Source organism: Brevundimonas sp. SPF441 (assembly GCF_009661015.1).
In the GTDB taxonomy this organism is placed as follows: Bacteria; Pseudomonadota; Alphaproteobacteria; order Caulobacterales; family Caulobacteraceae; genus Brevundimonas; species Brevundimonas vesicularis.
Genome location: NZ_WJWX01000011.1, coordinates 13,849 through 33,629, shown reverse-complemented (window position 1 = coordinate 33,629; position 19,781 = coordinate 13,849). Strand labels below are relative to the sequence as shown.

Annotated in this window: 21 protein-coding genes; 19 read left to right on the top strand and 2 right to left on the bottom strand. The window is 65.6% G+C overall.

Annotated features, from left to right (window positions below; genetic code table 11):
• Window positions 1-167 precede the first annotated feature (167 nt).
• Together GGC30_RS08275 and GGC30_RS08270 are read right to left on the bottom strand one after the other, a co-directional pair.
• Complete coding sequence (locus GGC30_RS08275) at window positions 168-623, bottom strand: hypothetical protein (RefSeq protein ID WP_153923424.1); 456 nt, start codon at window positions 621-623, stop codon at window positions 168-170.
• Between the two features lie 368 nt (window positions 624-991).
• Window positions 992-1,477, bottom strand: coding sequence for a hypothetical protein (locus GGC30_RS08270; RefSeq protein WP_153923423.1), 486 nt, complete (start codon window positions 1,475-1,477; stop codon window positions 992-994).
• A 460-nt stretch (window positions 1,478-1,937) separates the two neighbouring features.
• On the opposite strand from GGC30_RS08270, the gene GGC30_RS08265 reads away from it, so the two are divergent.
• The 19 genes from GGC30_RS08265 to GGC30_RS08175 all read left to right on the top strand — a co-directional run bounded on the left by GGC30_RS08265 (window position 1,938) and on the right by GGC30_RS08175 (window position 19,773).
• Entirely contained in the window at window positions 1,938-2,264 is a 327-nt protein-coding gene (locus GGC30_RS08265; RefSeq protein ID WP_194943555.1) for a hypothetical protein, read from the top strand.
• Window positions 2,265-2,419: 155 nt separating this feature from the next.
• On the top strand, window positions 2,420-2,704 hold the full coding sequence (gene traL, locus GGC30_RS08260) for a type IV conjugative transfer system protein TraL (protein ID WP_153923422.1): 285 nt from the start codon (window positions 2,420-2,422) through the stop codon (window positions 2,702-2,704).
• Window positions 2,620-3,306: a TraE/TraK family type IV conjugative transfer system protein gene (locus tag GGC30_RS08255; RefSeq protein ID WP_153923421.1), complete on the top strand. Its 687-nt coding sequence runs from the start codon at window positions 2,620-2,622 to the stop codon at window positions 3,304-3,306. The genes traL and GGC30_RS08255 overlap by 85 nt, the downstream gene beginning before the upstream one ends.
• A complete protein-coding gene (locus GGC30_RS08250; RefSeq protein WP_153923420.1) occupies window positions 3,303-4,028 on the top strand; it encodes a type-F conjugative transfer system secretin TraK in 726 nt (241 codons plus the stop codon). Before GGC30_RS08255 ends, GGC30_RS08250 begins: the two co-directional genes overlap by 4 nt.
• Complete coding sequence (locus GGC30_RS08245; protein WP_153923419.1) at window positions 4,025-5,473, top strand: TrbI/VirB10 family protein; 1,449 nt, start codon at window positions 4,025-4,027, stop codon at window positions 5,471-5,473. The genes GGC30_RS08250 and GGC30_RS08245 overlap by 4 nt, the downstream gene beginning before the upstream one ends.
• A gap of 29 nt (window positions 5,474-5,502) precedes the next feature.
• Entirely contained in the window at window positions 5,503-5,910 is a 408-nt protein-coding gene (locus GGC30_RS08240) for a hypothetical protein (protein ID WP_153923418.1), read from the top strand.
• Window positions 5,911-5,943: 33 nt separating this feature from the next.
• Complete coding sequence (locus GGC30_RS08235) at window positions 5,944-6,807, top strand: DsbC family protein (RefSeq protein ID WP_153923417.1); 864 nt, start codon at window positions 5,944-5,946, stop codon at window positions 6,805-6,807.
• Window positions 6,807-7,229 carry a TraV family lipoprotein gene (locus GGC30_RS08230; RefSeq protein ID WP_153923416.1) on the top strand — a complete coding sequence of 141 codons (423 nt, stop codon included), beginning with the start codon at window positions 6,807-6,809 and terminating at the stop codon, window positions 7,227-7,229. The genes GGC30_RS08235 and GGC30_RS08230 overlap by 1 nt, the downstream gene beginning before the upstream one ends.
• 5 nt (window positions 7,230-7,234) lie before the next feature.
• A complete protein-coding gene (traC, locus tag GGC30_RS08225) occupies window positions 7,235-9,823 on the top strand; it encodes a type IV secretion system protein TraC (RefSeq protein ID WP_153923415.1) in 2,589 nt (862 codons plus the stop codon).
• Entirely contained in the window at window positions 9,823-10,191 is a 369-nt protein-coding gene (locus GGC30_RS08220) for a hypothetical protein (RefSeq protein ID WP_153923414.1), read from the top strand. Before traC ends, GGC30_RS08220 begins: the two co-directional genes overlap by 1 nt.
• Window positions 10,175-10,678 (top strand): TrbI F-type domain-containing protein, encoded by a 504-nt coding sequence (locus tag GGC30_RS08215; protein WP_153923413.1) that lies wholly within the window; start codon window positions 10,175-10,177, stop codon window positions 10,676-10,678. The genes GGC30_RS08220 and GGC30_RS08215 overlap by 17 nt, the downstream gene beginning before the upstream one ends.
• 4 nt (window positions 10,679-10,682) lie before the next feature.
• Entirely contained in the window at window positions 10,683-10,946 is a 264-nt protein-coding gene (locus tag GGC30_RS08210) for a hypothetical protein (protein ID WP_153923412.1), read from the top strand.
• On the top strand, window positions 10,946-11,455 hold the full coding sequence (gene lepB / locus GGC30_RS08205; protein WP_153923411.1) for a signal peptidase I: 510 nt from the start codon (window positions 10,946-10,948) through the stop codon (window positions 11,453-11,455). Before GGC30_RS08210 ends, lepB begins: the two co-directional genes overlap by 1 nt.
• Window positions 11,452-12,084: a type-F conjugative transfer system protein TraW gene (gene traW, locus GGC30_RS08200; RefSeq protein WP_153923410.1), complete on the top strand. Its 633-nt coding sequence runs from the start codon at window positions 11,452-11,454 to the stop codon at window positions 12,082-12,084. The genes lepB and traW overlap by 4 nt, the downstream gene beginning before the upstream one ends.
• 76 nt (window positions 12,085-12,160) lie before the next feature.
• Entirely contained in the window at window positions 12,161-13,273 is a 1,113-nt protein-coding gene (gene traU, locus GGC30_RS08195) for a conjugal transfer pilus assembly protein TraU (protein WP_228763675.1), read from the top strand.
• Between the two features lie 11 nt (window positions 13,274-13,284).
• Window positions 13,285-14,133 (top strand): type-F conjugative transfer system pilin assembly protein TrbC, encoded by an 849-nt coding sequence (gene trbC / locus GGC30_RS08190; protein ID WP_153923409.1) that lies wholly within the window; start codon window positions 13,285-13,287, stop codon window positions 14,131-14,133.
• Window positions 14,134-14,157: 24 nt separating this feature from the next.
• Window positions 14,158-17,316 (top strand): conjugal transfer protein TraN, encoded by a 3,159-nt coding sequence (gene traN / locus GGC30_RS08185; RefSeq protein ID WP_153923408.1) that lies wholly within the window; start codon window positions 14,158-14,160, stop codon window positions 17,314-17,316.
• 35 nt (window positions 17,317-17,351) lie between these two features.
• A complete protein-coding gene (locus GGC30_RS08180; RefSeq protein WP_153923407.1) occupies window positions 17,352-18,293 on the top strand; it encodes a conjugal transfer protein TraF in 942 nt (313 codons plus the stop codon).
• A complete protein-coding gene (locus tag GGC30_RS08175) occupies window positions 18,220-19,773 on the top strand; it encodes a conjugal transfer protein TraH (RefSeq protein ID WP_194943554.1) in 1,554 nt (517 codons plus the stop codon). The genes GGC30_RS08180 and GGC30_RS08175 overlap by 74 nt, the downstream gene beginning before the upstream one ends.
• Window positions 19,774-19,781 lie beyond the last annotated feature (8 nt).

The window sequence follows — 19,781 nt, the reverse complement described above, 5'->3', positions numbered from 1 at the left end:
CCTATCGATCTTGCCCCTCTCGAATCCTCCTCTCCCTCTCGCTCTGTCCGCCTGCTCCGGCGGTTGACGATCGGCGCGGTCGGAACGGCGGCGTCAGGCCGGAAACCCAGACGCAAAAAGGCCCCGCTCCAGTTGCCTGGGCGGGGCCTTGTTGGGCCGGGCGGGTGTTAGATGGCGAGGCGGTGTGGCTCGTCGTAGATCGGTTCGTGAGAAATGACCTGGTCGGTGGCGCGTGTGCGCGGCACTGCGAGGGCTTGTGGCAGGAGGCGGCCGCCCGCGAGGCGGTCCTCATTGGTCGCACGGATGGCCAGCTGCTGTTGGGCGACCAGGACGCAGTGCATCATCGCCCAGAAGGTCGCCTCATCGGTCGAGTTCTGAGCGGCGTACATCACCTGGGCGAAATCGTCGCCGGTTGCGCCGAGAATGGCGAGGGTGATGTCTAACTTCTGAGGCCCGCCTTTCGACCCGTAATTGGGATCGGCGTAGGCGCTCACTGTATCTCGATTGAAGCCCGCCTTCTCGGCGATGTTCTTGATGCCCTGCTGGCGACACCGAACGGCAATCAAGTAGGCAACGCGACGCTTGATCTGATCAGGCGACGGCGTCTTGTCTTTCCACGGCATAAGGCCCCCAAAAAACTACTGGCCGCGCGCTGCGGCGTAACCCCAACTTATCTGGCCGAGTCCCCCCTCATCTAGGCCGCCCCCGCAGCAGAGGCGTCTGTGATCTGCGCAAGGCAGAGGGGTAGGTTGCTCAGCCTGGCTTCATTGGCGCTGGGGTCCGGGGCCGCGGATCAGCGTAGAGGCCATTCGTCCGCCAGTTGCAAATCAGCGGAGCCCTAGAATCACCAAATAGGCGAGCGGAAGCAAGCGGAAAGCGGAGCGGAGTCCGCACGATGCCCAAAAAAAGACGCATCCCGTGGCTGGAACGCCGCACAGACGCGGCTGGCGGGTCGTTTTAAGAGACTGAGGGGCCGCAACTTAAGGTATTGTTAAGGACGGTCGGGCGGCGGGAAGTCGTCCTTGCCGTAGGTCGATATCAAAATGGCACGGCAGGCGAGGCCGTACATGTAGAGGGCGACCAGCACGACGGCGCGCGTGGTTCTCCAATAGTGCCGGCGGTGTCCAGGGGCCGAACCGGTGCGACGTGCATCAGTGGCCATGAGGTGCATAGCGACCTCGTCGGCCAAGGGCTTGGTCGACAGCGGGAGCCGCAGCGTGCCCTTGCGCGAGTAGTAACCGATGTCGAGCGCTTCGAGACGCTTCGTCGCGATGGCGCCGGTGCGCTGCTTCAGGGCCTGGAGGGCTGGACCGACGAGGTCCAACGTCGACAGCTGCCGACCTTGGGTGACGCGGTGAAAAGCCTTGGCTGCGTCAACTGCATTCCAGAACACAGGATCGGCCGTGAGCGGGATTTTGAGGACCTGCGGCTCGCGCACGGGTTCGTCCCCACCCGATGAAATGGTGTCGTTGCCCAAAAGATATCCCGTCCTCCCCCCGGACCACTGTTCTTCCGCCCGGGGCACCAATGCGGCGTAACAGATTCCGCCATTAACCGCGCCCCCCGAATGCGGCCCGGACAACGCAACGCGCGGGGCTGAACGCGCGAAACGCAGCAACGCAGCAGTATTACGCAGGCCGAGGGCGGACGGATGCGGAAGCGCGTCCGCATGGCGCGGATGCCGACGGGCGAAAAGCGGGGAGGGGGCCGCATCGCACGGAGTCGCGCGGGCGGCGGGCGGCTTCGAATACGCAAGAAGCGGAAGTAAGACCGCAGCGTGTTAAGTAATCGGAAAGCAACAAAACGCCGATTTCAGGGCGCAACGCAATAAAAAGGATTGCGTTGCTATCCGAACCATGAGTTTTTAGGTCGGGCCGAGGCGGCCTAGCGCGTCGGCTCATCTAGGAACGAGGTTTATAACTATGAAGAGGAATGTGATGACGCTGGGTTCGGCCGCTGTGCTGTCCGACCCGAAGGTTATCCGCAACGTCGAGCGCGCCCTGCTTCTGGGCGCCGTCGCTGTCGCGGTGACCGCCACCGCCGTTGCCGGCACGGACAACACGTTCGACTCGACCGTCTCTCAGCTGACCGACTGGACCGAAGGTTCGCTCGGCAAGCTGGCGGGTGTGGCCGGTGTCGCCGTGGCCCTGGTCGGCATGGTGATGAAGTTCGACTGGCGTCTGATCGGCGGCGCAGCGGGGATCGGGCTGACAGCAGCCACGGGCCCGGGGATCGTCTCCGCTCTGGCTTCGGCCGTTTTCTAAGAGAGGGGAGCATCCCCCCTTTACTCTCAGAGCGATGAGGGCGGGGCGGCGTCGGAAGGGGTTCCACGTCGCTCCGCTCCCTAGCTCAGCAATCCCAAGTACAGCGCGTAGCTTGCAAACCGGCGCACTGTTCTTCGGGGCAACCAGTTAGGCCCATGAAAGACACATATATTCCGCAACACCTCGACGCGCCTGAGCGCTATTTGGTGTTTACTCCGGACGAGCTGGCCGTAGTCGTCGCTCCTCTGTTGATCTGCATTCTGGTTTTCAACTTCCTGGTCGGCCTCATCGTGGCGGGCACGTGCCTGTGGGCGCTGCGGAAGTTCAAACAGGGCAGCTCCCTCAGCCGACTGAAATGGGCGGCCTACTGGCTTCTGCCCTCGGACGTCTTCCGGCTGAAGGCGACGCCGCCCTCCCATCTTCGCGAGCTGGCGGGCTGACCATGAAAACAATGAACGTGAACAATCAGGCGCGTGTGCTGAACCGGCGCCTGACAGCGGTGTCGATTATGCTGGCCGCGAGCATCACCGCCAACGCCGCGATGGCGGTTTCGGTGGCGACGATGAACAAGGTGGTTCTGGTCCCCAGCCTGTCGGACTCGGTCGAGATCTCGGCGCACGGTGGCGTTGACCGTGACTACCTCGAACGTCTGGCGCGGGATGCGACCTACCTGTTCCTCAACAGGACGCCCGAGAGCGCCCGGTATTTCGAGCGGAACCTTGAGCGGATCACCGAGCCGGAAACCTATCAGGAGATCAAGGCGGCGCTGATCCTTGACCGCCAGGAGCGGCAGAACACGCGAACGTCGCAGACCTTCTATCCGAACGACTTCTTCGTCGACCCATCGAAGCTCTACGTCGAAGTCGTCGGTGAGCTTGAAACCAGCAACGGCACGCGGATCGTCGAGACCAAACGGGCGACCTACGGCCTGACCTTCAACAAGCGCGGTTCGATGCTTCGTCTCGCCAGCTTTGTCCCGGTCGAGAAGGACCAGGCGCAGGGCACCCGCGCTCCAGTTTCCAACAAGGATGAACAGCTATGAAGCGTGCGCTTCTCACGGGCGCCGCGTTCTGCGCCGCGCTGCTGGCGACCAACCCAGCCCATGCCGATCCCGTCCAGGTCCGCAACGGACAATTCGAAGCCGTTGTATCGGCCGACCAGATGTCCCGCATCGCAATCGAGGGCGACAAGATCGTCTCGGTGCGCTCGATCAGCGAACCTGACGGCCCTCAGATGATGGTCGAGGCCGAGGAGGCCACAGGTGATGTCTATGTCGCCTTTGACGGCGACGTCCTGGGGCGGACCTTCACCCTGTTCCTGGTCACGCAGTCAGGCCGAACGGTCCAAGCGACCCTCTCGCCCGCTGCGGTGGCGGGGCAGACAGTCACGGTGAATATGGGCGCATCGGCCTCGTCCGGTTCGGGGGAGACCGTCCAGCGCTCCGAACGCCGCAGCGGCTACATGGAAACCGTGACGGCGCTCTTCCGGCTGATGTTCAACGGAGAGGCCCCCGAAGGCGTGCGGCGCGAAGCGCGGGCAGGCCAGGCGACACGGGTCGGGCCGTTCGAACTCCGTGTGGTCGAGACTTACGAAGTCGCGAACCTGCGAGGTCAGGTCCTCGCGATCCGCAACGCCTCCGAGGCGACCGTCCCGGTCGTCGTGGACAGCTTCCTGGTCGCTGGGGTGATGGCCGCCGCCGCCGACCGGGTGGAGCTGCTCCCGGGCGCTGATGGACGGGTCTTCGTCGTGGAGGAAGTCCGTTGAGCCATGAAGTTGAACTGCCGGCGGCCGAGCCCGCCTTTGACGGTCCCATTCCCGGCGACTCCAATCGCGCGGCCAAGCGGCGCCAGACGATCATCTGGGGTGCGATCACCGCGTTGGTGCTCGCGGGCGGCGGCTTCGTAATCTACCAGATGCTCAAGCCGGTTCCTTCGCGGGATAACCCGGAGGCCGCGCGGCGTATTCTCGCAACGGCTGACCTGGCTCGCGGCCAGAACATGTCCGGCGAGGCGCAGGCCTCCGAGCTGGCTGTGCGTGTCCAGGAGTTGGATCGCCAGATCGCCGAACTAAATGGGCAGAACGTGCAATTGAGCGCGGAGGCCCAAGGCGCCCGGCAGCAGCTGGAAGCCGAGCGCGCCGATGCCTTGCGCACGATCGACGCGCTGAACAATCAGATTCAGACTCGCGGTAGCAGTGCTCCCCCCGGGCCGGGCGGGGTTGCTGTGAACGCGGGAGGGGCCGCGCCGGCCATGCAAGCTAACGGCGTAGCTCCGGCTCCGATGGGTGGCGGTGATCCGTTTGCACCCGTCGGGGCTGGCGCGGGCGGACAGATGGCTCCCGGCGTCGCCGGGGCAGATTCTGGCGTCCGTCCGCGCCGGTCTCTTTCGACGGTCAGGGTGGCTGGCGCCGCTGGCCCAGGGGGCGCTGCGGGCGGCCCGACCGTCTCCACCTCGCGCACCTCCGGTGGCGCTGCGGGTACGCAGGCAGGCGGAACGGGCGGCACGGGGCAGGGACAGTACATGTCGAGCTCGATGCAGGTGTTCGACACCGAACGGTTCGTGCCCCCCAACGCCTACACCCGAGCGCGTGTTCTGGTCGGCGTGGACGCCGCGACTGGCGTCACCAGCACCTCGGACCCGAAGCCGGTCCTCTTTCGACTGACGGGCCCGGCGATCCACGTCGGCGCGGATGGCCGCTATCAACGCACGGATCTGACCGGCTGCCTGGTGAACGGCGCGGCCTATGCCGAACTGTCTTCGGAGAAGGTCTACATCCGGCTGCAGCGTATTTCGTGCCCGGCGGGGCCGCGGCAGTTTTCGGTCGCGACGGTCGAGGGTTACGCGTCCCACCTGGGCAAGGCCGGCGTGCGGGGCAATGTGATCTCGCGTGAAGGCGGGCTGACCGGCCGCGCCATGATCGCCGGAACGCTGCAGGGCCTGGGAAACAGTCTGTCTCGCTACACCGATCAGATGTCGAGCTCGATCGGCATCGGGGCAGGGGGGTCGCTGACCGCGCCGCCCCGTCTGGAAGCGGGTGACGTAGCGGCTGGCGCCGCCGGTTCCGGCGTCGCCAACGCCGCCGAGATGCTGGCCGACTACTACGTCAAGCGGGCCGAGCAGTACCAGCCGGTCGTGGAAATGCCGACCGGCATCGAGGTCGAACTCGTCTTCCTGAGCGGGTTCGAAATTGGCGGCCCAGCCCGCCGTTGAACCTGTCCTTCAAATCAGAAAGTCACGCCATGAAATACCTCCGTACCGCCGCCGCGCTTGCCGCGTTCGTCCTGACCGCCTCGCCGGTCGTCGCACAGGTCGCGACGGCCTGCGACTGCCCTCATCACGGGCAATCCGCGTCGTCTTCGCAGGTCTGCCCCGATAAGGGCGCTGGAAGCGCTGCGCCGAAGTCGGCCGAGGGTCACGCCCCGCACGACCATTCCGCCAAGGAAAAGACCACGCTGTCTGCCCCGACCGACGCGCCGGGCCAGAATGCCGCAGCCATCGCCATCAAGAAGGCCATGGCCTCGGTCGCCGGAATCCTCGCGTCGCTTCAGGGCGACGATCACTGCTGCGAGGACCCGGCGTGCTGCGACAAGGCCAGCACCGTCGCGGCTGAACCTGTCTGCCTAGACGCTGACGCCGTCACCGCCTGATCGTCCGTCTTCCATTCAAGAAAGCCAGATCTCATGAAAATCTCTCTCCAATCCCGCCGCGCGAAGATCCTCGCCGGTGTTTCCGGCCTGGCGGCGCTTGCCGTCATCGGTGTCGCCACCGTGGCGGTGGCCAGCGGCTTCGGGACTAGCCTGAAGGACAAGGTCCAGAAGGAATTCCCCAACACGCCGATCACCTCGGCGGACTGCGACAAAGGCCCCGCCAACCTGTGCGAAGTCGTCGCCGGTTCGAACGTCTTCTACGTCACTCGCGACGCGAAGTTCGCCTTCGTCGGGGCCGTCCTGGACCTCGAAAACAAGGTGGACGTGACAGACGTCCGACTTCGTGAGCTGGCGGCCGTGGGTCAGGCCGAAGCCCGCATTCGCGGCGCGGCGCCTGCCGCCCCGGGCGCAGCGGGCGCTCCGGGCGTGGAGCCCGCTTCTGCGCCCGCTGCGCCGGCGGACAGCCCGATCATTCGCGTGACCCTGCCGAAGGCCAACGCCGTCGTCCATAACCCGGGCGCGCCGCTGAAGATGACCATCTTCACGGACCTCAACTGCGGCTTCTGCAAGCGTCTGCATGATGATCTGAAGAACGTCCGCGACATCGAAGTCACCGAATATCCGATCGCGTTCATGGGCCCGGATAGCCCGGAGAAGGCCAAGCTCGCGCTCTGCGCCAAAGACCGCGTGGCGGGGATCGATGCGATCTACAGCGGCGGCGAAGTCGTCACCTCGGGGGATTGCGCGGCCGCCGAAGCTGCAGTCGCGGCCAACGTCGAGTTCGCCCGGCAGAACGGGATCAACGGCACGCCGATGATCGTGCGCGCGGACGGCCGGACCAACAGCGGTTGGATGCCGGTCAACGAGCTCCGGGCGTTCCTGGGCGGGGCCAGCTGATGCGGGTAGCGCTGATCTTGCTGGCAGGAGCAAGCCTCGCGGCTTGCTCCACCAACACCAAGGGCAGCTGGGCCTGCGGTGGAGTGGGCGAAGGTCAGACCTGCGCGTCGATCGCGCAGATCGACGGCACTCGCTCCTCGGGGACCGCCAACCCGGAATCGCCCGGTATCGAGAATGCCGTCCCCGTTCGCTGGTGGGAACCGCAACCGTTCGTCTTCTCGGACGGCACAGGCCCCCGCCGCGAAGGCGATCAGATCCTCCCCGTCGTGTTCGCGCCGTGGGTGGATGCGCAGGGCGACTATCACCAGCGGTCTGAGGTCTGGGCGGTGATGCGCCGCGGGGGTTGGTGGGTGCCCGCCCCGAACGCGCCGCGCCCCGGTCCGTCCGCCTCGGAAATCGGCCGCAACGCGGTCCAGGAGTAGCCGGTATGGCTGGCAAGATGGGGGACGCGGTCAAACGCGTTCTGGAACAGGTCGGACGGACGGTTTTCGAAGAGCCGCCGCCCCCTGACATGCCTCGGGGATACTTCTCGTCGGCGCGGTTGAGCGACTTCCTGCCCTACCGCAGCTACGACGAGACGAAGGGCCTCTACGAGCAGAACTCGACGATCGGCTGGATCCTTGAGGTCGTGCCGTTGATCGGCGCGGACGAGGCTACCAGCCGCAGTTTGGCGGAGCTTTTCACGCACAGCGTGCCGCAAGGCGCGACTGTCCAGGTCATCTCCTACGCGTCACCGAAGATCGGCGACGTGATCGATCCATGGGCGACCGAACGGGCGAAGCAGGGGGGTGTGTTCGACACGCTGGCCCGGCATCGGCGCAAGCACTTCCGCGACGCGGCGTGGCGGACGGCCTCAAGCCAGGCGCCCTTCTATTTCCGGGATTTCCGGATCTTCATCGCTGTCGAGATGGAGGGGTCGAACACATCGGTCGCCGCCGAACAGATGATCGAGGCGCGCGAGAAGTTCATGGCCGATATCCGGGCCATTCGGAGCGACTCAGCGATCGTCACGCCCCAGCAGCTGATCTCCCTGGTCGGGGATATTCTCAATCCGACGACCAACATCCGCCCGCGCGAAAACGTCTTCCGTGAAGACCGCTGGCTGAACGAACAGATGGTGGATGCGGAGACGACCTGGACCCGGTATCGGGATCGGATCGAAGTCCAGAGCCGCGCCCAAGGCGACGACCTTCTCCGGCCGGAGCTGTCGGACGATGTCGTGGCGCTGGCGCGTGATGGCGCCTCGCGGGATGAGCGTTTCCAGATCCGCGGCTTCTCGGTCAAGGACTACCCCGAACACTGGACCCAAGGGCTGATGTCCCGGGTCCTGGGCGACATGTTCAACGACCAGCTGCGGCTGATCGGCCCGACCGTGATGTGTCTCTGCTTCTCGCCGATGACGGCGGAAAAGACCCGGTCGACGGCCGAATTCAAACGCCTCCGGACCAACCAGGCGGTGAGCAATCCGATCGGACGCATGTTCCCGGAGTCGCGCAAGGCGGCCGAGGACTGGACGATGGTGATGGAGGACGTCGCGGAAGGCGCCCTCTTGGCTCGCATGGGGATGTTCATCCTGTCGGTCGCGCCGATCGCGGATGCCGAGCGGGCCGAGCGAAGCCTCCGCTCGGTCTTCCGCAACAGCCGGTTCGTGCTTCAGCGGGACGACGACATTCACCTGCAGACGGTTCTTGCCTGTCTGCCCTTGAGCCTTGGCGGCGGCCTGTTCGAGGACCTGGCGACGATGGGCCGGCTTCGTCGGATGCCCACGACGGTCGCGGCCCGCCTCGCTCCGCTGCAGGGCGAGTTCCTGGGCATGGATCTTCCGCACATGCTGCTGGTCGGCCGGCGCGGTCAGGTGATGACCTACAGCATCTTCGCGAACAAGGCGGGCAACCACAACACGGCCGTCGTCGGCGCGTCAGGCTCCGGCAAATCCGTGTTCATGCAGGAGACAGCGGCCTCGCTTCGCGGCGCCGGCGCCGAGGTCTTCGTCATCGACGACGGGGAGTCGTTCAAGAACAGCTCGATCCTGTTGGGCGGGGCGTTCGTGCGTTTCAATCTGGACAAGCGGACCTGTATCAACCCGTTCTCGATCATCGACCCGTCGCAGGCCTCTGAGGAAAGCGCTCAGGAGTATCTCCTGGAAGGCGTCGAGATGATCCGCCTCATGATCGAGCAGGCCGCTCGTGGGGCGCAGGGGTGCAGCGACGAGGAAAAGGGGGCGATCGAGAAGGCGGTCATGACCGTATGGGCCGACAAGGCCCGCGACGGCTCCTTCGCCGATGTGATTGACGTCCTCGCTCGGGACTACGGCGAGCGCGGCCAGAATCTGGCGCTCGCGCTGGGCGCCTACGGTCGCGACGGATCCTATGGTGGGTTCTTCAACGGCGCGACCACGCTGCAGATCGACAACCCCTATACCGTCTTCGAGATGAGCGATCTGGAGAGCAAGGCGGACCTGCGGGCCGTCGTCGTGCTCGCGATCCTCTTCCTCGTCCGCCAGCGTATGAAAAAGGGCGGCCGCGGGCTGAAGAAGGCGCTCATCATCGATGAGGCCTGGCAGCTCCTGTCGGACGGCGCGGCCGGGAAGTTCATCGAAGGGTTCGCGCGCCGTTGCCGCAAGGAAGGCGGCGCGATCATCACCGGTACGCAGTCGATCAACGACTACTACAAGACGGACGGTGCCCGCGCCTGCCTTGAGAACAGCGATCACCAGGTCGTCTTGCGTCTGAAGGAAGAGGCGCTGGAGCAGCTGCGGACGAACGACCGGATGAAGGTCGACGACGCCACCATGACGCTGCTGAAGTCGCTGAAGGTTGTGGACCGGGAATACTCGGAAATGGTGGTGATGGGACCGGACGCGCGCTTCCTGGCGCGCCTCGTCCTCGATCCCTACTCCGCGACGCTCTACTCCACGACACCGGCGGTCTTCGACAAGATCAAGCGCCTTGAGGCGAGCGGCGTGCCGCTGTCGGAAGCGGTGGCGCGAGTGGCCTACGAAGGTAGCCGTCGCTGATGGCCGCAGGACTTACAGCATGGGCGGCGGCGCTCGACGACGCGCCTGCGCTGAACCGGGTTCGCCGCCTAGTTCACGCGGCCGGTCGCCGGGTAGCGTTCGCCGTCGACTGCGCCTGCATCGCTGCCTGCGTGCTGGGGCTGCTGACCTTCTCCCTCGCGGGTTTCGAGCTCCCCACGGCTGCGCGGCTGTGGGGCGGTTTCTGGACCCACTACGCCGACGCCCCGCCCGCTGCCCGCGAGCCGGTGCTGATCTTCATGATGGCGGTGTGGCTGATCGCGACCGTGCTGGTCGGCTTCTGCCGCTTCCCCCGCAAACAAGCCGTCCTGAGCGGGACGGAAAGGAAAGCCGATGACAACCGAGCCTGAACACGAGACCGCCCAGCCCACGCCGCCTCCGCTGCCGCCGGCACGCCAGCCGACGATGCGCGAGAAGCTGGAAAAGTGGATGCCCACGAAGGGGCAGGCCGCCGTTGCGGCGATCGCTCTGTTGGCGGTCTCGAATGTGGCCGCATGGGTGAAGATCGTCCGCGAGGACCAGCCGATGATCGTCACCGTCGGCGTCCGCGAGATGAGCCAAGGCTACGTCTCCCGCCTGGCGCTCTCGGATATCACGCCGGAGGAAGCGCGCGTGAAGACCGAGATGTTCCTCGCGGTGACGCAGGACACAGTCAGGCGCGCTGCGGCGAGCAAGAACGTCCTTTTGCTGGCGCGGGAATGCGTGCTGGCCGGCGAGACGGCCGACATCACCAAGGAGGTGGGCGACGCCGTACAATTGGCGCTGGCGGAAGCCTCCGGAGGCAGCAGGCCGGCCGCACTGGCCGCCCCGACGCCGACTGCAGCGGGAGCGCCGTAAGAGAGTGGGCGAAGGCTGGGTTCTGGATAGCGCCGAGATGGCATTCCTGCGGTTTCATTTGACCGAACCTCTGCCGGAGGCGTGGCAGTTCGTGCCCACTACACCGGGGAGCGACGCCATCTTCCAGGCCGTGAAGGTCCTGGCCGATGGCAAGGTGGTGTCCGCTCAACTGCCGATCACGAGCTTCAGCCGGATCGAGACGTTTTTCGACGACGAGTACCGCGTCACCATGGCCGGTCGCCTTCTTCTGGACAGGGAGAACGCGTGATGCCGTTGGAACCTGACCCCAATCCGCCCTCATGGCGCCGGGTGGGGATGCTCGTCCTTTTCCTGGGCGGGGTGTTGGCCTGGAAGGGTGGCGAGGGCGTGAGCGCCCGCTACGGCTTCGGGATCAATGTGACGGAAAGCTTGCCGCATTGGGCCTTCATCACGGACCGGTCCGACAAGGCCGTGGCCCGTGGTGATCTGGTCGAGTTCGTAGCGCCGCCGACCCCCTATTACCCGGAGGGACAGCGCTTCGTGAAGCGGGTCGCCGGCGTGGCGGGCGACCGTGTCGAGACGCAGGCGCGGAATTTCTATGTCGCCGGAAAACTGGTCGGGGCGGCCAAGGAGCGAGCCCGGTCGGGCGAAGCCGCGCCGATCGGCCCGACTGGCGTGATCCCGGAAGGCCGCATCTTCGTCGTGGGTGACCACGTCGATTCCTTGGACAGCCGCTACGCGGCGATCGGCTGGATCTCGGCCGACCGGATCATCGGAAAAGTGGAGCCCATTCTATGAATCGTTTGCTGTGCGGTGCGGCCGCCGCGCTCTTCATGGCCGCTGCCTCGCCTGCGCTGGCCGGCGACCTCGGGACACATGGTCAGACGTTCGATATCGCCGAGCGCGACATTCTCGAGATGATCTCGGAGCAGCTGAAGCGCGCCGAGGCCTCGGGCCGGATGGGTCAGCTGCAGGATGAGTTCAAGCGGCGGGTCCAGGCCAAGGTGGAACGGCCGAACCCTGTTCCCGGGCTGGTGCGGACCGTTGAGCCGCGCAGCTGGCTGTTCGACCCGTCCATCATCGTGCCGCAGGACTTCTCAGACCATCGCGGGCGCGTCTTTGCCCGCGCGGGCCAACGGATCAATCCGCTGGAACGCCTGCCCGGGTTTGACCGCATCCTCATCTTCCTCGACGGCGACGACGCCGCCCAGGTCGATTGGGCTGTCGGCCAGCTGCGTGAGGGCGGCGAGCATCGTGTGCGGCTCATTCTGACCAAGGGCGCGCCGATGGAGCTGATGCGCCGCCGGCGGGTCCAGTTCTATTTCGACCAGGAGGCCAAACTGTCGACCCACTTCGGGATCCGACAGGTTCCGGCGCGCGTCGAGAAGGACGGCGACAAGCTTCGGATCTCGGAGGTCCGGCCGTGACCGGCGTCGAAATCGCATGGTGCGTTTTCGTCCTGGTCGGCTCCGCCGCCTTGGGCCCGGCGCTGGAGGCGTGGACATGAAACGCCTGTTCTCGCGAGTCGGCGCCGTAGCGGCGGCGACCCTGATGGTCTTTGCCCCGGTGAGCGCGGCCGCGACGGAAGGAAGCGCTCTGGCTGCTAGCGCGGCGGCGGTCGCCGCTGTCTCGGGGGCGGCCACGGCGGTTGCTGCGCAGGACCCGGCTGACGCGGCCCCCTGCGAAGGTCGCTTCGTCAATCCCATCACCGACGTGTGCTGGTCGTGCCTCTTCCCCCTGACCTTGGGATCCATTCCCCTGTTCAAGGGCGACAAGCCTGACACGCCGAATCCGTCGTCGCCCGTGTGCGCCTGTCCGGCCCCGCCGCCGCTCTTTCTCCGGATTGGGCTGTCGGTCGGGTTCTGGGAACCCGCGCGTCTGGCCGACGTGACCCAGCGGCCCTTTTGCTTCGTCAACCTGGGCGGAGTGAAGATTGATCCGGGCTTCGGCTATCCCGGCAAGTCGTCGCGCAAGAGCGACGGGGTGGCCGACCGGTCCGCGTATCACGTCCACTGGTACGTCTATCCGGTCATGGTGTGGCTGGAACTGCTGACCGACTTCCTGTGCGTCGAGCGGACCTCCTTCGATATCGCCTACATCACCGAACTGGATCCGCTTTGGCAGGACGATCACCTTTCGATCCTGATCCACCCTGAAGCGCTGATCTTCGCCAACCCGATCGCGACGGCCGCCTGTTCTGTCGACTGTGCCTCGACGACGGCCGGTCACGCCCGTCACGAGATGTTCTGGTGCGCGGGCTGTCAGGGGACGATGTACCCGATGAACGGCAATATCTCGGGTGAGTATTCGGACATTCAGGGCGCTCTGCTCGCGGCCGAACGCTTCGCCTTCAAGATGCACCGGCAACTGCTGGCCGACGGTACGAGCGGGCCGCAAGCGGTCTGCTCGAAATACAAGATGCCGATCATGGATAAGCGCCAGTACCGCTTCCAGCTGGTGAACCCCGTGCGCCACACGCGCGGCCCGTTCACGTGCCCCGCGATCGGCTCCTCAACGGTCCCCTACGAGAGCGGGAAGACCATCCCGATCAAGGGTGAGGACTACGGCTTCCTCGTTTGGCGCAAGCGGAACTGCTGCGTCACCGTCATTCCATAAGGGGCAGGACCATGCTCGATTCCATCTTACCGTCGTTCTCCGGCACGCTGGCGTGCTGGGCCGGTTTCATAGGCGTCCTGGCGGCCGCCATCACCTTCCTGTGCCTCGGTTTCCGTAACCAGTGGGTCGCCTTCTCCATGGCGGGCTCGCTGCTGGCCGGCGGGGCCGTGATGTGGGCTTCCACCCCGGCGTGGGCACAGGACCCGGGCGCGCTCGGAGCGGCCGCCCGTGAACTGATCGACCAGGCCGAGGCCCGCGGGCGCTCGGCCGAGGAGGCGCTTCAGGGCTGGGCCACTCAGGTCCAGGAGCGGGGGCAGGAGTATCGGCAGGAGGCCGAGACCCTCGCCGCGACGAACCGTCAGAACCTGCAGCGTGGGATGACGATGCTGAAGAATGATCCGTTCTTCGGCGATGCCGCCGAGATCGCTTCAGCGCAGCCCGAGGAGGAGGGAGCGCTCTACATCGCCGTGTCTCTGACGATGCCGAAGCCCGCACTGCGGCAGCTGGCGCTCGATGCGAACAAGGCCGGGGCCAAAGTCGTCATTCGCGGTCTGGTGAATGGGTCTTTTGAGCAAACGTTAGTTGCTGCGAAAGAGATTTTCGACGAGAATAGCATCGGCGGCGTGGCGATCGAGCCTCAGGTCTTTCGGGCCTTTGGTGTCGAACGCGTACCGACGTTTATTGCAGCCAAGGCTCCGGTCCAACCGTGTGACCAGGGCGTCGACTGCGATAGCGTGGCAACCCCTCACGACCGCCTCGCGGGGAATATCAGCCTCGCGGAAGCTCTGCGCCTGTTGGCCCAGGGCGGTGACCAAGCGCCCGACGTCGCGAGAGCGGCTTTGGCCCGGTTAGAGGGGTGATGGACTGTGTCCTATCGAGGTCTGTTGAAGCAGGCGCGTAGCGCCGTAGTAATCGCGTGCGGCGTCGCCCTTATGGGCGGCGTCCTGCCTGTTTTCGCTCAGACCACGACGTCGGGCGACGGGGGAGCGGGCGGGTTCGCCGGCAGCAATCCACCCCCGCCGCTCGGCGACCCCGGCCAGGTCGTGCCCGGCGCCGGGGGAGATACGACCGGCTGGTCTGGCTACAGCAGCGATCCCAACCGGCTGATCAGCGCCGGCGAGGCCAATGCGCCCGGCAACGAATACCTGCAGGTCATTGGCGGCGGCTCCGTGAACGCCGCCCGCTATGATCTGTCGAACAACGACGACTGGCTGAAGCGGTCGCTGGATTTGCTCGGTGATCCGGGCAACGAGGTTGGGGACCTGACAGGGGACGCGAATACGTCGTGCCAGCAGGAGACGACGCAGGTCACGCACGAGGAGAAAAGCCTCTACACCTGTGAGACCGCGACGCCGGTAACGAACCAGCCTCAGAGCTGCACGCGGATCTACAAGCCGGAATTCGACACGGACTACGTCTACCAGTGTCAGGCCGGTAACCAGTGGCGGTCTGAAACCCGGACCTGTGAGCCTGAGCGCGTCGTCACGGTCGACGAGGATTATGTCTACTCCTGCAAGACCGGGACGGTGTGGACGCACACGCCCGCGAGCTGCCAGCGGCGGCGCATCGTCGTGGTGGACGAGGACTATCAGTATGGCTGCGTTCAGACGTGGAACGGATCGACCCATGCCCCGAACGCCGCCTGTACGGCGAACGGTCAACCGGGATGCGTGGCCTCCGGCGGGCGCGTCTGCGCTGCGCCTTCGGGCCTGCCGTCCAGCTATGTCTGTCAGCAAGGCTATGCGGGGACTTCGGTCGATAAATTCTGCGATGTGAACCAGGTCGTGGAGATCTTTCCGACCGGGACCTTTGACGGTGAATCCTGGCGCGCGGTGACGACGGCGGCCGATGTAGCGGCCTACTCCGGGTGCACGATCAGCAACTACCGCAAGGAAGGCACGATCTGGAAATTCTCGGCCAACTGCCCCAACGGCCTCAACATCTCGGACATGAACAAGATCCTGGGCGACAGCTTCGGTCGGACCGGGTGGAGCTCCAGATCGACCAATCCCCACTGGCTCAAATTCTACGTCAAAACGGCGGGGCCGGGCAGAGACCAAGGCGTCAAAACCAACAACACCTGCGCGCCGCTTGAGGCCGACACGACCTGCCGGATGACCGGCGATGTCTGCACCGAGCCCGCCGGCAGTCGCATGATTGATGGGACGTCGGTCTATCGCGAATGCTGGAAGTATGCGCGGCGCTACACCTGCGGAAGCCGGACGGACTACGCGGGCTGCGCCGCCCCGGCCGGTATGGCGCTGACGGGTGAGCGATGCCTCGCCACCGATGCCGGCGGGACCTGCACAGGTTCGGAGCGCACCTACACCGACCCCTCGGGCGGCTGCGCCCGCTTCGAACAAGGGTTCCGCTGCGAGGACCAGGTCCCGGGCGCGGGGACGCCGAGCCAAGTCATCCGCGACGTCGTCTCCGACACCTGGGACAACGGCTGCAACGCCCTCGCCGGGAATGGCGCCTGCGTGAAGCAGGGCGAGGTGGTCATCGAAGGCAGCCAGACCCGGACGATCAATGGGCTGCAGGTGACGCGGAACCCGTGGACCGTCAGGGAAGACTACATCTGCTCGTCGTCCTCGACGGTGAACAGCTGCACGCCGTTCGTCGGCTGCGTTCAGCAGTCTCAGACGTGTGCATCGCAGGACAGGGCCGGAAACTGCACGGCCTATGACCGGACCTATCGGTGCGAGAACCCCGCCAGCGGCGGGGGAACGCCTATCGAGACGCCGCGGGAGGTAGTCGGGGAATACTGGACCGACCCATGCGCCACGAACCGCAATGACCCGGCGTGCCGGCTGACGTCGAACGTGGTCGTCATCGGCAATGAGACGCGGGTGATCAATGGCCTGTCGGTGACACGTAATCCGTGGAAACGGCGCGAGTCCTGGACCTGTGATCGTGCGACGGCCGTCAACACCTGTGCGCCGGTGGCCAGCTGTCAGCTGATCGGGCAAAGCTGCGCCGGCACGGCGCCGGACGGCTCCTGCTCGCTGCAGCTGAACCGCTATCGCTGCGAGAACCCGGTGCCGAACGAGCCCGTGGTCGAGACGCCGATCGACTGGACGGGTGGCGGTATGCACGACAACGCCTGCCCCTCCCGGGGCAACGGCGCTTGCACGCTAACCAGCACGACCTGCTCGCAGCCGGGCGAAACCCGCATCGGGCCAAATGGCGTGCCCGTCACGCCGCCGTGCTGGGAAGAGACGGACACCTACACCTGCGAAACGATGGGCGAGCCCGGGAACAACTGCTCGCCGCCCTCCGGCTGCGAGATGAAGGAACAGGTCTGCCTCGACGATGTGCCCGCCGCCCAATGCCGGGCGTGGGAGAACGTCTACGAATGCAAGAAGGAAGTGGTCACCGAAGAAACCCGGAATTCATGCCAGACGCGGGTCTGCATCGGAAACATGTGCGTCGGGAACGAAGATGAGGGCGACACCGACATGCCGGACGCCCTGGCCGCGCTTCTGATCGCTCAGATGGCGGGCGAGGACTACGAAAAGGACCTGACGATCTTCAAAGGCCAGCCGATGCGGTGCCGCAAGGCCGTCCTCGGCTTCCGCAACTGCTGCAAGGACAGCGGTTGGGGCGTCGATCTAGGCCTGACGCAGTGTTCTGAGGAAGAGAAGACCCTCATGACGCGTCAGGAGGCGAAGGCGACCCATTATGTCGGGACATACTGCTCTCAGAAGTCGTTCTTCGGGATCTGCACCGAGAAGGCCATGCGCTACTGCGCCTTCGAAGGGACGCTAGCGAAGATCGTCCACCAGGCGGGCCGCCCGCAAATCGGCAAGGGTTGGGGCACGCCGAAAGACGCCGACTGCTCCGGGTTCACGGTCGAACAGTTCCAGCAACTGGACCTGTCGAACGTCGACTTCTCCGAGTTCACGGCGGGCCTGATGGATCAGATCTCGACGCCCGACGCCGGCGGCACTGTCGGCCGGATTCAGCAGAGCATCGAAAGCCTGATGGGCAACGGCTCGCCCGGGCCCGGCGAAACCAACGAAGCGGGCGGGGGCCAGCCGTGAGCGTCCGCCAATCTCCCCACAACCAGGTAGACTCCATGATCTCGTTCTCGATCCCGCAACGGTTCGGCTTCGCGATGGCGGCTGGCCTTGCCGCCTCGCTGATGCTGACCGGCCCGGTCCGGGCCCAATCGCCGTATCAGACGCAGCCCGCGCCAGCCGCGAGCGGCGCTTCTGAAGAGTATTGCGGTCGCGACTTGGGCATGTGGTTCTACTGCCAGCGACCTACCCCGCCTGAGCCCGCCGAAGAGGCCGCGCCGCTACCGACTATCAGCGCCGCCACGCCGCCCGAAGTACGCGAGCTGGAGGAGTATCAGCGCCAGCTCGAGGAAGCCCGGTCGATTGCCGTCTGGCGGCCGACGCCAGAGACCGTCGAGCGCTACTACCGTCTGCAGCAGGTCGCCCTGGAACGGGGCGGCCTCTTCGCCGACCACTATAGGCGGCTGACGTGGACCAATCCGGATCTCGACTACACCGTGCGCCGGCCGGTGACAGAAGTGGCCAAGCATGGCTGGACCGATGACCGCATGGCGGATCGGGACCTGTTCTTGCGCGGGGTGTCGACCCGCGTCGGGGTCTTCTACGTCTACCGGGGCAGCTGCGGCGCCTGCACGATCGCCAGTCCGATCGTAAAGGCCTTCTCCGATCGCTACGGGATGACGGTGCGCGCGGTGTCGGCCGACGGCGCGCCGAACCCGCACTTCCCCGGCGCGGTGCGTGACCAGGGCCAGCTGGCGGCGTGGGGCGTGCGGCAAACGACGCCGGCGCTCCTGTTCTTCCAACAGTCCGACATGGATCCGCGCACAGGTCAGATCCGGCCGACGCGGGTCCGCGGGAGCAACGGTCAAATCCTCGAGCTGCTGCCGTGCCTCAAGCCCCAGGGTTGTCTGACCTACGCCGGGGCCGGTGTCATGGCGATGGACGACATCGCCGAACGTCTTTTCGTCCTGCTCTCCAAAGAGCCGGGCACAGATTTCTAAAGGAGCAACGCTCATGAAGCGCAAGAACGACCATCGCGCCCCCGGCGCTGATCCTATCGCCAAGTTGAAGGGCCGACGTCGGCGCCGGGCCGCGCTGGCCAGCGTCGTCGCGGCCTCCTTCACGCTCCTGTCGAGCGCAGCGCCCGCAAGCGACGTGAACAGCAGCATGGACACCTATTGGTCCAGTTCGCTGGGTTCGGCGAACGTCACCGGCCCGACTGCCTTCCAGGGGCAGAGCGCTGGCTATTACACGCTGGGCAACATGGCGGTGCGGACGCCGCAGGAAACGACCCAGATCGGGTCGATCCAGATGCCGTCCGTTCGCGCCGGCTGCGGCGGTATCGACATTTTCACCGGCGGTTTCTCCTTCATCAACAGCGACCAGCTGGTCGCCCACATGAAGTCGGTCGCGTCGAACGCGATCAGCTATGCCTTCATGCTGGCGCTGAAGAGCCTGTCCCCCATCGTGGCTGACCAGATCGAGTCGCTGCAGAAGCTGGCCAACGAGGTCAACGCCCAGAACATGAGCTCCTGCCAGCAGGCGCAGGCCCTCGTAGGCGGGCTGTGGGGCCGGAGCGACACGGCCTCCATGCAGGTCTGCACGGACCTTTCCACGTATCGCGGCTTCTACTCCGACCGGATTGCGGCCCGACATGACTGCCCGAACCGCCTGGCCCAGAACCTCAACAACCTTCCGGCCCAGGACAAGAAGTCGATCCCGGTCAACAAGAACATCGCCTGGGAGGCGACCAAGCAGCATCCGCTTCTGGCGGGCGACCGCGAGTTGGCCGAACTGATGATGACGTTGACCGGGACGATCATCTACCGCTGCCCGGACAACAACGGGTGCATCATCGACGTGATTCCGGCCGACGCCGACGACGACGGCGTCATCACCAAGCTGCTGGACGGCGGGAGCCTCCGGACGCACCGCTGCGACACGGTCGAACTCTGCCTGAACCCGGTCAAATACGGCGGCTCGCAGAACCTGGTGGCCAGCAAGGCGCTGAAGAACCGCGTTGAGGCCATGCTTCGGGGCATCGTGGGCAAGATCCAGGCGCGGCAGACGCTCAACGCGCAGGAACAGGACTTCCTGAACATGGTGAGCCTGCCCGTCTACAAGATGGCCAGCGTCTACACGGCCCAGCAAGGCGCAGCGGCCGCCGGCACTCTGGCGCAATACTCGGACATCATCGCGCTGGACCTCCTCTACACCTGGCTCAACCGGTCGGTGTCCATGGTCGAGGACGGGGCTCGCAACATGGTCGGCATGGACGAGGGCCAGCTGAACCAGTGGCGCGCGAGCATCGACACCGTCCGCCAGAACATCGGCGCCAAGCAGTCCCTCGTTGCAGAGAAGACGTCGTCGATCGAGGCGATGATCTCCCGCACTCAGCAGGCTGAACAGGTCCTGACCGCCCGCATTGGCACGCGGATTGGAGACGCGATCGCGTTCTCCGCTTCGCAGACCCCGAACTAAGGACACCC